Source organism: Dysgonomonas sp. Marseille-P4677 (assembly GCF_016652235.1).
Lineage (GTDB): Bacteria > Bacteroidota > Bacteroidia > Bacteroidales > Dysgonomonadaceae > Dysgonomonas.
This window is the reverse complement of record NZ_JAEPKU010000040.1, coordinates 22,387-34,808: the sequence shown is the minus strand read 5'-3', so window position 1 is coordinate 34,808 and position 12,422 is coordinate 22,387. Positions and strand designations below refer to the sequence as shown.

Annotated in this window: 10 protein-coding genes and 1 tRNA gene; 3 read left to right on the top strand and 8 right to left on the bottom strand. The window is 36.2% G+C overall.

Features of this window, described 5'->3' with window-relative positions:
* Window positions 1–341: 341 nt before the first annotated feature.
* Both JGH11_RS09025 and JGH11_RS09020 read left to right on the top strand, forming a co-directional pair.
* On the top strand, window positions 342–1,661 hold the full coding sequence (locus tag JGH11_RS09025; RefSeq protein WP_201111253.1) for a YihY/virulence factor BrkB family protein: 1,320 nt from the start codon (window positions 342–344) through the stop codon (window positions 1,659–1,661).
* Between the two features lie 24 nt (window positions 1,662–1,685).
* On the top strand, window positions 1,686–3,059 hold the full coding sequence (locus JGH11_RS09020; RefSeq protein WP_201111252.1) for an MATE family efflux transporter: 1,374 nt from the start codon (window positions 1,686–1,688) through the stop codon (window positions 3,057–3,059).
* Here JGH11_RS09020 and queF read toward each other — a convergent pair whose 3' ends face one another.
* Together queF and queC are read right to left on the bottom strand one after the other, a co-directional pair.
* Window positions 3,060–3,527, bottom strand: coding sequence for a preQ(1) synthase (gene queF / locus JGH11_RS09015; RefSeq protein ID WP_236263934.1), 468 nt, complete (start codon window positions 3,525–3,527; stop codon window positions 3,060–3,062). It lies immediately after the preceding gene.
* Window positions 3,527–4,183 carry a 7-cyano-7-deazaguanine synthase QueC gene (gene queC / locus JGH11_RS09010; protein ID WP_201111251.1) on the bottom strand — a complete coding sequence of 219 codons (657 nt, stop codon included), beginning with the start codon at window positions 4,181–4,183 and terminating at the stop codon, window positions 3,527–3,529. The genes queF and queC overlap by 1 nt, the downstream gene beginning before the upstream one ends.
* A 144-nt stretch (window positions 4,184–4,327) precedes the next feature.
* On the opposite strand from queC, the gene JGH11_RS09005 reads away from it, so the two are divergent.
* Window positions 4,328–4,400, top strand: a tRNA-Lys gene (locus JGH11_RS09005).
* Between the two features lie 260 nt (window positions 4,401–4,660).
* Here JGH11_RS09005 and JGH11_RS09000 read toward each other — a convergent pair.
* From JGH11_RS09000 to JGH11_RS08975, 6 genes are all read right to left on the bottom strand, one after another.
* Window positions 4,661–5,197 carry a DUF4251 domain-containing protein gene (locus JGH11_RS09000; protein WP_201111250.1) on the bottom strand — a complete coding sequence of 179 codons (537 nt, stop codon included), beginning with the start codon at window positions 5,195–5,197 and terminating at the stop codon, window positions 4,661–4,663.
* Window positions 5,198–5,274: 77 nt separating this feature from the next.
* The gene (gene lpdA, locus JGH11_RS08995; protein WP_201111249.1) at window positions 5,275–6,627 is read right to left on the bottom strand and encodes a dihydrolipoyl dehydrogenase; all 1,353 of its coding nucleotides are present in this window, start codon (window positions 6,625–6,627) and stop codon (window positions 5,275–5,277) included.
* Between the two features lie 47 nt (window positions 6,628–6,674).
* On the bottom strand, window positions 6,675–9,095 hold the full coding sequence (locus tag JGH11_RS08990) for an outer membrane beta-barrel family protein (RefSeq protein ID WP_201111248.1): 2,421 nt from the start codon (window positions 9,093–9,095) through the stop codon (window positions 6,675–6,677).
* 298 nt (window positions 9,096–9,393) lie between these two features.
* A complete protein-coding gene (locus tag JGH11_RS08985; protein ID WP_201111247.1) occupies window positions 9,394–10,611 on the bottom strand; it encodes a hypothetical protein in 1,218 nt (405 codons plus the stop codon).
* Window positions 10,612–10,641: 30 nt separating this feature from the next.
* Complete coding sequence (locus JGH11_RS08980) at window positions 10,642–11,412, bottom strand: SDR family oxidoreductase (protein WP_201111246.1); 771 nt, start codon at window positions 11,410–11,412, stop codon at window positions 10,642–10,644.
* Window positions 11,409–12,386, bottom strand: a complete 978-nt coding sequence (locus JGH11_RS08975; RefSeq protein WP_201111245.1) for an adenosine kinase — start codon at window positions 12,384–12,386, stop codon at window positions 11,409–11,411. The genes JGH11_RS08980 and JGH11_RS08975 overlap by 4 nt, the downstream gene beginning before the upstream one ends.
* Window positions 12,387–12,422 lie beyond the last annotated feature (36 nt).

The window sequence follows — 12,422 nt, the reverse complement described above, 5'->3', positions numbered from 1 at the left end:
ATATTAGAAAAACAAATATATAAATATTATTCTAAAGTTAAATTAAGGTGAATATTTTATAATTAGAATATAGAATTTACTTCCTTTTCAATGATAAAACTTTATCTATACTGAAGAATTTCACCACAGAATTTCAAACAAAAGTGATAATAAAAAAAGGTTTAAAACCTGTAACTTTTGTCACCTTTTTGAAATTAAGGGAAAACCAAGTCTAATGTTTGCCATAAACTTCGCAAACAAATAGATACTATATGCTTATTCTAAGCAAAGAACAAACTATCTTTGTTGATATTTTGTTTATAAGATTCAGCATATCAATATGCTTTAATAGTGTAAATAATATGATTGAGAAAATAAAAATATTTATAACCAGACTAATACGGTTTTTATCTTATGACATCTGGCGTATTAATAAGAAGGACGGCCCATCTCGAAAGATAGGATTCTATAATATTATAAAATCCTTTATTCTGGCCATACGAAATATAGATGGAGCACAACTTTTCACTCGTGCATCTGCCCTCACATATAGTACATTATTGTCAATTGTACCTTTACTAGCTGTATTATTTGCTATAGCACGTGGATTTGGATTCCAGAATATTGTAAAGAGTCAGCTTTTCAGTTATTTTGCAGGGCAAGAAGAATTGCTTAATAAAGCTACAGCATTTATTGACAAGTCTATAGAATATGCGCAAGGTGGAGTATTTTTAGGTATTGGCGTCGTACTCCTATTATATACAGTCATCAATCTGTTATCTAATATCGAGGACAACTTCAATAGAATGTGGCAAGTAAAGACTGGGCGCTCGTATTTCCGTATGTTTACAGACTATCTTGCCTTAATTATTATCACACCCGTTTTCTTGATATGTAATGCAGGGATTACTATCATCCTGAATACGACTGCCGAGCAACAATATTTTCTGGGACTGGTCATGAGTCCTATAATGAAAATAGTTCCATTTCTTATTATAATCTTGTTGTTCACTATACTCTACATTTATATTCCAAACACAAAGGTTAAGTTCAAGAGTGCCCTCTTCGGTGGTATTTTTACAGGTATCGCTTTTCAAATATTCCAAGTCTTATATATAAACGGACAGATGTGGATATCAAAATATAACGCCATTTATGGTAGTTTCGCAGCATTACCGTTACTATTGTTGTGGTTGCAGCTAACATGGTTCTTTATCCTGTTTGGAGTGCAGTTATCTTTTTCTTTTCAGAATGTAAATAAATTCAACTTTGAACATGAAACATCAAATATTAGCCGCCGATATAAAGATTTTGTCACACTGCTTATTATGACTCTCATCGTAAAACGATTCGAGAAGGGACATACCCCTTATACAGCCGATGAGCTATCGGAATATTATAAAATACCGACTAAACTAACAAGCGATACATTATTCCACTTGTTGGAAGTCGGGATGGTAGTAGAAACTCCTACTGAAGATAACCTTGTGCCTGCTTATATCCCCTCATTAGATATTAATCATATAACCGTGGGCTTCCTATTTGAGAAAATAGATAGACATGGATCAGAAGATTTTATGATAGATACCGATATCCAATTTCAGAGTGAATGGGAGACAATTCTCCGAATAAGAGAATTTGATAATCATCCGGATGGAAAAAAGCTGCTAAAAGACTTGTAAAATGAATCGTTCTATTTTTTAATAATGAAACACGGTATCCATAATCTTACTGAAGGGAAAATATTTTCTACTCTCATCCGCCTAGCACTTCCTCTAATGGGAACCAGCTTTCTACAAATGGCATATACATTAATGGCTATGTCGTGGGTAGGACGGCTAGGCACTATATCTCATCCCGAAATAGCGACAAAGTCGGAAGCTGCAATAGGAGCTATAGGAATGCTCTTATGGCTTACGGCATCTGTTGCTTATTTAGCTATGATTGGATCTGAAGTAGCAGTGGGGCAATCGATCGGTGCTAGAAAAATGAAACGTGCTGCCATTTACGCCTCTCACTCTACAACTACATCTATCACTCTTGGTGTAATATGGGTGTCCATTTTATTTGTATTTGCCAATCAGATATTATCTTTCTTTAAATTAGAAGCTGATATAACAGCTGATGCCGTACTTTATCTGCGTATTCTTACCATCAGTCTACCGTTCCAGTTTTTGTCATATAATTTCACGGGTATATACAATGGTGCAGGTCGAAGTTTTATCCCATTCAGGAATAATGCTGCAGGACTTGTTGTAAACATGATTCTCGATCCTATATTAATGTTTGTAATGGGACTCGGGCTACACGGAGCAGCGATAGGAACAGTAATTGCCCAAATATTTGTATTTGCATTATTTTTCTATCAGATCAAATATGGCAATCGAATATTGGGTAACTTTTCTTTCTTTATCAGGCCTAAAGCTATTTATTTAAAGCGTATATTCTTTTTGGGAACTCCAGTTTCAATCATGAACTCTCTATATGCTATCATCAATATGAATCTGGCACGCGTAGCTTCAATACATGGTGGACACTTAGGGTTAATGACACAGACTACAGGCGGACAAATCGAAGCTGTTACGTGGAATACTTCACAAGGTTTTTCAACAGCTCTCAGTGCTTTTGTAGCACAAAACTATGCAGCAAATAAATTGGAACGGGGTAAGAAGGCCTACTATTACACCATACGTGTGATGCTTTCACTTGGTATCGTTGTTAGTATTTGTTTCATCTTATTTGGAGCACAAATCTTCGGCATTATTGTACCCGAAGAAAGTGCGATGAAAGCGGGTGCTCAATATCTTTTTGTAATGGGGCTTGTACAAATATTTATGATGTTTGAGTTAACGACGCAAGGTATGTTTAACGGTATAGGACGAACTATAGAACCAGCTATCATAAGTATCAGTTTCAATGCCCTTCGAATTCCATTGGCCTATTATTTAGCAGCAGAGATGGGAATAGGGGGTGTATGGTGGGCTATAGCCATATCCACAGTTTGCAAAGGGATAATACTACCTTTATGGTTCTCTGTAGTATACAGAAAACTAAAGAAGAAGAAACCAAAAATCGGATGATTACTTGTAGGTTTGTTGTGGATTGTGACTTAGCAGCCTCTCTCTCGCAGCCATTTCGTATTTAGTTCCAAGACGCCCATAATTACAATATGGATATATACTGATTCCTCCCCGAGGAGTAAAGATACCAACAACCTCTATATATTTCGGATCCATTAACTTTATAAGGTCTTTCATTATGATGTTTACGCAATCTTCATGAAAAGCCCCATGATTACGGAAACTAAACATATATAGTTTAAGGCTTTTACTTTCTACCATTTTCACATCGGGTATATAGTTGATGTGTATTGTTGCAAAGTCAGGCTGGCCTGTTATTGGACAAAGGCTAGTAAACTCGGGACAGTTGAATGTTACCCAATAATCATTTCCCTGATGTTTATTCTCAAATGCTTCCAGTACCTCCGGAGCATAATCATCTTTGTATTCGGTTTTTGCACCGAGATGACTTAATCCTTCTATCTTCATTATTCCTTTGTTTTTAAATAATTATCTAGTCCATGTTTGCGCAACTTACATGCCGGACATTGACCACAACCATCCGCTATTATACCATTGTAACATGTCAAAGTTTGAGTACGTACAATATTAAAAACACCGAGTTCGTCTGCTAACTGCCATACGGCAGTCTTATCTCTCCACATCAGCGGTGTATGAATCTGAAAATGTTCATCCATAGCTAAATTAATAGACGCATTAGCCGACAAGATAAATGTATCTCTACAGTCGGGATAACCACTGTAATCGGCTTCAGAAACACCTGTTATAATATGACGAATACCATGTGATCGAGCAATGACTGCTGCAAAGGTAAGGAATAACAAGTTACGTCCCGGAACAAATGTATTCGGATACGAATCTTGTGGTTTTTCCTGATCCATTACGATATCACTAGTCAGTGAATTGACTGATAATTGACTGATAATAGATGCATCCAATAACTGGAATGGAATATTAGCTTTCTCTGCTATTGCTTGTGCTACTTCTATCTCTTTCGAATGGCGCTGACCATAAGTGAAACATAAAGTGCGAACTGAAGAGAAGTTCTTTATTGCCCAATAGAGGCATGTTGTTGAATCTTGTCCACCCGAAAACAAGACCAAAGCCGATTCTTTATTATTCATGTATTCTTTGTTTTTTACGTGGTTCATCCTAAGCTACACGGGAAGGTATTGACCTTTCGAATACAAAAGTAGTATTTTTTTAGACTTTATTCTTCAAAAATTTCCCTAAAAAGAATAATTGTTATACTTTTGCACACATCAAATGACTCCGTAGCTCAGCTGGTAGAGCAATTGACTCTTAATCAATGGGTCGAGGGTTCGAGCCCCTCCGGGGTCACAGAAACGACAATATAAAGGCTATTTATCGACTAGATATATAGCCTTTATTGTTCTGGAAAGGTTATATGCGATGTCATTTTTAATACACTAATTCAGGAACTTATAAATATTGTTTTTGGATATATAAGTTATAGGTATTATAAAAGTTACTTTATTTTAAAGTTTAAAGCAATTATAAATACCTTTAAAAAATAGGCTTTATGTTTAGAACGAGGGTGTAAATGTACATCCTCGTTTTTTATTTTATTCAATAGTCTCTTATAAAGCTCTTCCTTTAAATATATCAGAGTCCGCCTCTTGATATAATTTTCCTGTAAATGTTATCCGGTTGCTATTGAAATTAGGATTGATTGTGGCAGAACACTGATTCGTCCCATTAATCATTTGAATAGTTACAGTAGCAGATACTCCCACTCCTATAACCCCCATCGTAAAGGTTATATTTCCTTTTTTATCTGTAACCATTTTTACATTTGATGCTGTGCCATCGACTGTAATACCTCCGATACCGTTAGGGCCTGCATAAGGTGAATTAAACGCCATTTGAATAGTCGCTTTATCACCGTGCATGGAGACAAAATTTGTATTGGCATTTACATAAGTAAAGTGTCCGTACTTAAATGTAATACGATCTGCTTCAAGTACGAACTCCCGATCATTCAAAGCCTGAACAGCTTTGTCAAACCATATTTTTTGTTCCCTTTCTTTAGCTGCGGCTTTAGCCGGATCTTTTTGTGTCTTACAGCCTGCTAAAGTCAAAGATATTAGTATTAGTACAAATAATACCTGTTTCATGATCCCATTGTTTAAAATATTAACAAATATAGATGATGAATGGTTTGTTCTGTAGCTCTCTTTAAATACTTTTTATTTTATGTAAATAATGTTTCATGAATAATCTCCCCTACTGTAGGATGAGGAAATACGATTTTCTGAAATTCGTCTATTGTAAAACCTTTTTCAATAGCGATCCCTGCAATAACAATTAATTCTGATGCCGGATTACCTAACATATGGCAGCCGATTATTTTGTCGTCATCATTAATTATTAGTTTACAGACTCCGTTGCCTAATTCATTTTCAGCAACAAAACGCCCAGAGTAGGCCATTGGTAATTTCAATACCGAATATTTGACCTCTTTCGTGGTTAATTCCTCTTCTGTTTGGCCTGTGCCGGCTATCTCAGGATTGGTATATACCACACCGGGAATAGCTTTGTAACTCATATGGTCATCCTTGTCTAAAATATGGTTTATGGCTACTTCAGCTTCTCGTACAGCAGTGTGAGCTAATAGGGAATGTCCGGTAATATCTCCACATGCATAGACATTAGGATGTGAGGTATTCATAAATTCATTGACTTTTACTCCATTACCGAACATCTCTATATTCAGTTTATCCAGATTTAGATTTGTCGTGATTGGTCTTCTCCCTGTGCTCAGTAATATTTGTGAGGTCTCTATACTAGATTGTTCCCCATCTTTTTCTATTATCACCTCATTGTTTTTTACTTCTATAACTTTAGTGTTGAGATGAAAATCAATACCTTTTTTTGTGTATTCGGTTCGGAGCATAGCGGATAATTCTTTATCCATTGCCCCTAATATTTCGGGCAGCATTTCTATAACGCTGACTTTTACTCCCAAACTGTTAAAGAAAGATGCAAATTCTACACCGATAACTCCTCCTCCGATAATAGCTAGAGAATTTGGTAATTCTTTATTGTCTAACGCCTCTTTAGATGTCCAGTATGGGCTATCTTTTAGTCCTTTTATCGGAGGTATTATTGTTTCCGATCCAGTACATAGCAAAAGCTTTTTAGCCTTAATGATTTCTTCATTGCAAGATATAAGAATGTTTTGATTATCATCCTCTCCGTTAATAGTCGCTTCTCCGTTTACTACCGTAACTTCATGCGCATTCATCTTCTGTTTAATGCCTGCGACAAGCTTACGGACTGTTTTTTGTTTTCGTGCAATAATTTTGTTTAGATCGAAGGTCGTTTCCCCTTCTACCGAAATTCCATATTTTGAAGAATTCTTTATATTATCTAGATTCTTAGCAGAGTATAGTAATGTTTTGGTTGGTATGCAACCTTCGTTTAGGCAGACTCCACCCAGTGCGTTTTTTTCAAAAAGAATGACTTTTAATCCATTTGCTGCAGCTCGTTCAGCAGCAGTATATCCTGCTGGTCCGCCGCCAATAATAGCAATATCGTATAACATAGTATCAGTGTTTTATATTTAAGGTAAAGATAAGAAATTAATATAGGCTAGTGATTGGTTCCCTCAAATAAGTCGTGACTAGTTTTTCCATCACTTGTTTTCCGCTTGAAATTATTAAATGTGTAACTTAGAGTAAGATTTATTAACGGATATTTAGGACGAATGTGTGTTACCGATTGTAGGTTAGCTGTATTAATATCGCTAGTATAACGTGCTGAATTGAATACATCGCGGAAACTAAGTACAGATGTTAGTTTTCTGTTGAATAACTGTTGTCTGATCGCAAAATTTGCGTACCAAAACGAAGCGGCTTTTCCTTGCGTGGTTACAGTCGGTCCGACAAAGTTGGCATCGAATTGTATTTTTGTGTATTTACCAAGATCGAAAGAGTTATTCCAGGCTATATCGTAGTTTGTACTTTTCTCATTATAGCCATCGGTTTTGTACTCATTCTCTACTTTGTAACTATACAGGTTACCATTTATCGTTGTACTCCACCAGCGTAGAGGCTGCAGTTGCCCATTTAATTCAAGTCCCATCGAACGGTCGTGTCCGACATTTGCCATCGAATCGAGAGTGACCCCTGCTTCGTACGGAATCCGCAGCCGTTCAATTTTGTCTTTTCTGTTTCTATAAAACAATATTGTCGAAATAGTATGGTTGTCGATATTTTTTTTATAGTTCAATTCATAAGAATTAATATATTCCGGACGAATATCAGGATTTCCTATTTCTGCTGAATAATAATCGCGATAGGTAATATAAGGTTCCATAAAGAAAAGCTCAGGTCTTGTTGTTCGTCTCGAAAAGGACGCTGTTATTTTATGGTCGTTAGGGAATGTATAACCTAAATGAACAGATGGGAATACTTCGAAACGGTTTACTGTACGGTTAGCCCATTCTTTCGAGCTTCTCAATACCTGATGAGTATGTTCACCTCGTATTCCTACTTGTAAATCGAGTGATTTATAACTTTCAGATCCTATAATATATATGGAGTTTATTCCTCGTTGAAAATAGAATGTATTATAGATGTCGTTGCGCCAATAAAATTCTTTTTTTGACGGATCCCAAGATTGCATGCTATAATCGCCATCTTCCAGATATGAGAAGTATTGGTATCCGGCTTCCAAAGCTCCTGTTTTGCTGTAAGGCAGGATATAATCCAAATTGCCACGTACAGTCCAACGATGTTCGTCTTCCCATGCTCGATGCCCTTGTTGGCGTTGATTATCCAAATCGAATAAGTCGCTTTGGAAGTATTCTAATGCATCACCTCCATATTTGAGATAAAAGCTCCCTGTTAATAAATGCCCTTTTTCGTCGAATTTGTGATTAAATGCAACAGTTCCTTGATAATAGGTTTCATGTAGATCATAATCGTCACGGCTATTGTATATTCCCTGCTCAAATATTCCTTTTGCATCAGAACGTTCTTCGGTATAAAATAGATCGCCTTTTCGAGCTCTTTTGGCATATCCTATTTCTCCATCAAGGCTTATTTCAGTCTTTGGAAGTGCGTATGCCCATCCTCCTTTTATGGAGTAATTAGTATTTTTTCCTTCACGGGGACCATTGGAGTGAGAGACAGTAGTTGTATCACGTACAATTGTTGTTTTCTGCTGATCGAAGCTACTTTTGCGGATAGGTTGGCTCCAAACGCCACCTATAAACCATCTTGAATGCTTGTTTTGCTGGTTTATAAGGAAGTCGAAGCTGTTTGAGAGGACAGTACTGCCGCTTATATTGACCATACCACTCAGTCCATGGCCCATATTTCGTTTGGTGATGATATTAATGATACCAACATCACCTTCTGTATCATGTCGGGCCGATGGCGTTGTAATGATTTCGATATTGTCTATCTGACCTGCCGGAATTTGTTCTAAAGCTTGTGTTCCTTTGAATGGACTGGGTTTGCCATCTATATACACAGAAAATCCGCTACTTCCCCTAAATGTGACTTCTCCCTCTACATCAACACGTATAGATGGAGTATTCGATAGGATGTCGACAGCTGAACCTCCGCTAGCCATAATGTTTGAAGATGCGTCTATTATTTTTTTGTCGAGTTTGTAGATAACTTGTCTTTTTTGTGCTTCTATAATGACTTCCGATAGTCCTATTTCTAAGGGTTTAAGTTCTACAATACCTAAGTCGATTCTTGAAGATGTAGTGAGTATTATGCCGGAACCGTTGTATAGATCGTAGCCGACTAGTTTGACTAATAAATTGTATTCCCCATCTTTTATTTCGATGAATGAAAAACTACCATCTCTTTCCGAGTATGTATGGGCTATCGGAGTCGGATTATTTTTTTCGAAAAGAATAACATCAGCAAATTCAAGAACTGTATTTGTTCCAGACTCAATAATCTTTCCTCTGATTCTAGGCGAGGAAGGTGCTGCAGAAATTAGTAAGCTAATAAAAAATAAAATCGTTAAAAGACTTGGGCGTATCTTTTTCATGGACTATGGTTAATCGAATTAATGTTAAAATAACTCCAAATTTAACATTAATATTTCATATCCTATTTATTGCGAACCTTTATTATAAAGTATTTTTTTATTGTTACAAATCAAAAAGTGAAATTAAAGGTTTTTACTTATAATATATTCGCAAAAATTAGGCAAGATTATTATATTTTACAGAGTTCGAATATATAATGCCAGAGACTGGTATTAAGATTAGGATTACAGCTCTTAATAAAAACATATATAATCTTTCGAATTATGTGTATACTGTTTGTTTATCAGCTGAGTATTATTATTTATCATCTTTTAATTCATTTAAATAAAACTCACTCACATAATTGTCTATCTGATTATAGAAATCTTTTAACTCTGAGGTTAATTGTTCATTTTTTCGCCATTTTTCTAATAAAGAATTTCCATTTTCTAAAATGAGATTTTCTATAGGTTTTATTTTTTGTAATATTCCTGTTTGATTTGAGGTGAGAAGAGCCGCCAAATTAATGTAATCATTACCTTCCCCAACCGAAATAGGAAAAAGTTCTTTTTTTAGAAATAGAGACCAATTGCAGAGGTCTGCATTCTCCGATCTTTCGGCTATTAAGATAGATGGATAAATGTTATTCTTATTTAGCCATACTGGTATAGCAACTGATGTAAGCGGCGAGCCTAGTATAGTCCACATAGTTGTAAGAGCCGGAGGTTCATCTCCTTTTGTTCCCTGAACTACTATGACTGACGATGTTGAATAACGTGGGATAAAGTCTCGGAAAGGAACATATATAGGTTTGTCGTTATTTAAAGGTATATTATTATATAGGTTTGTTCCGGTTAATCCATGCTTGAGATTACGGGATACATCTTGTAATAGAAACTTGTATGAAAGTGAATTGGATAATGCTGCTTGATAAAGTATTGGTTCAGCGGCCATATATCGGCTTATACCTTTGTCTCTATTTCTATCACCTGAAAAAGAATAGTTTGTGCGGATCAGGTATCCCCTGGGTGCTGTAAGAGGATCATTTGCGTCGAATTTTTTATAAGAGTAATCGCCGGTTTCGTAGTATGCGGCACCTCCCAGTGCATCTATTACACCAAAATTAGCACTCAGATACATTGGTTTAGGTAATGAATCAAGCAAACGTTCAAAGTCAGCTAAAGTTGCACATTGCTGTAGGGCCAGTTTCATTACTACGCCTTCTAATTCGTCTTTTCCGGCCTGTTCGGGATTGAGATTGTATGAGGCCGAGTTCATAATGGCAAAGCCTGTCGAATTGTAGCCACCCCAGACTTCTTTCCCATATTTGTCGTTACTATTTACTATGCCTATATATTTGTATTTGCCGTCATCGAAATACATCACTTTATTTTGTAATGCGTCTGTATCCCTGTGTTTGTAAAGTAAAGGGCGGCCATCTACTGTATACTTACCCGAGATAATAGCAGTAGTGCATGCCACGATCGGTAGAAATGTAGCAAGTAGCAAAAGAAATATTGTGTAGAGACGTTTCATGGTTGATTTAATTTTTATAAAGCTAAGAAATTATTCTACATAAATCATCTTTTTTGTCATACCTCCATCTATAATAATATTCTCTCCATTTATAAAATTGTTATCCGGATGACATAAGAAAAGACATGCTCGGGCAATATCTTCTGGGATGCCTACTCGTCCCGATGGATGTTGCTCATGGTCTATGGGGCGTAGATTTCCATAATGTCCGGTATCTATCCATCCCGGACTAATACAGTTTACCGTAATATTGTATTTGCTCAGAGAAATAGCGAGAGCATGAGTGAGCGAAACTATACCTCCTTTCGAAGCAGCATAGGCCTCAGAGTCTGGTTCGCTCATCAAATGACGGGTAGAAGCTATATTGATTATGCGTCCGTATGTGTTTAATTCTTTGTTTTGATCTCGATGTTTAGCCAATAATTTTGCGGTGATAAACGCCGGACGAAGATTCGTTTTTAATATCTTATCAAAGTCTTCTATCGAAACATTAAGTATAGAATCAAAATTGCTGATCCCTGCATTATTGATAATAATATCTATATTTTCCTTTACATCGAATATGTTATTTACCAGATTTACTAACATATCCTTATCTGTAATGTCAACTTTAGAAAAAGTACAATTAACATTGTTGAGTTCTTTACATAGCCGGAGTCCCGCTTCTTCATCGGTATCACAAAAAATAACCTCAGCACCTGTCTCACAAAATGCGGTAACAATTGCCTTGCCTATGCCATTGGCACCTCCTGTGATAAAAACGATTTTGTTTTGAAATGTATTATCGGCAGTGGTTTTCATTTTAAGACTGAAATTTCATTGATTATCTCTCCCCACTTATTTTCTACGATTTTGGCACCTATTTCCTGAATGACATGTGCCGCTAGTAATGTTCCTATTTGTCCACAAGTATAGAGGGAATAATTGTTGATCATACCATAAATGAACCCAGAGGCATATAGGTCTCCTGCACCGGTTGTATCTATACAATTTACCTTAAGTGCAGGGACAAATACTTTCTCGTTTCCTTGTTGAATCCATGAGCCTTTAGAGCCTGTTTTTACAACGGCAATATCTACTAATTGAGCTAATGTTGAAACAGCTTTTTCGGACTCCATATCCAGGAGAGCTTTTGCTTCTTCTTCATTAGCAAAAATGATATCTACATATTGTGGTATAACCTCCAGAAGGAACTCCCTGTTTTCTTCTACAACATTATAACTGGCCATATCCAGTATAACTTTAGATCCAGCCTCTTTGGCTAACATAATTGCTTTTTTTATAAGATCATGACTTTGCACAAGATAGCCTTCGATATAAAAATATTTATAATCTCTAAAATCATTTTCTTGCAGTTCGTTGGCATTTAGAAGAGCTGCTGCCCCTAGATATGTGCCAAAGGTACGCTCTCCGTCTTTAGAGATAAAAGTGGATGCAACCCCCGAGGCCTCATTAACTTCTGTCAAATGCAATCTGACATTATGTTTTTTTAAATCTTCCTTATAATATTTGCCATAAAAATCGGAACCTATACGTCCTAGAAACCCAGTATCGATACCTAAGCGCGCAAGTCCCACAATTGTATTGGAAGCGGAGCCTCCGGAAACAATATTCTTTTGTAATTTGTTAATTTCTTTACTTATTATTTCCAGTTTAGAATCGTCTATTAGCTGCATGCTGCCCTTGGGTAATTCAAGCGTTTCCAATAACTTATCGTTTTCCATAACCGCAAGTACATCCACAAGGGCGTTACCCATTCCCAATACTTTTTTCATTCTTATTAATTTTTTTGCATAAAGATATTGCATAAT